The organism is Paraburkholderia sp. SIMBA_054 (assembly GCF_046534875.1).
GTDB classification, from domain to species: Bacteria; Pseudomonadota; Gammaproteobacteria; order Burkholderiales; family Burkholderiaceae; genus Paraburkholderia; species Paraburkholderia hospita.
Genome location: NZ_JAWRXV010000625.1, coordinates 1 through 279 on the forward strand (window position 1 = coordinate 1; position 279 = coordinate 279).

The 279-nt window shown below is 63.8% G+C and carries 1 protein-coding gene; it reads left to right on the plus strand.

Annotated elements, in window-relative coordinates; translation table 11 throughout:
• Window positions 1-183 (plus strand): inorganic diphosphatase (locus SB822_RS56590; RefSeq protein WP_410859037.1); only part of this gene is annotated, 183 nt, incomplete at its 5' end.
• Window positions 184-279 lie beyond the last annotated feature (96 nt).

Genomic DNA, 279 nt, shown 5'->3' on the forward strand with positions numbered 1-279 from the left:
GGCCATATCGAGGACATCAACCAGGTGTCCAGCCACTGGCTGGAGCGCATCGGCCACTTCTTCGAGCACTACAAGGACCTGGAGAAGGGCAAGTGGGTCAAGCTCGATGGCTGGGGCGGCGCCGCCGAGGCCAGGAAGATCCTGGTCGACGCGGTCGAGCGCTACGCTGCCGACGCCAGCTGAATGGGGATCCCCCGGCGAAGGTCGGACACGGAGATCGGGGTCACGTTTCCAGCGTGATCCCGATGACCGGGATAGGCGGTTGCAGTACATTGCAAG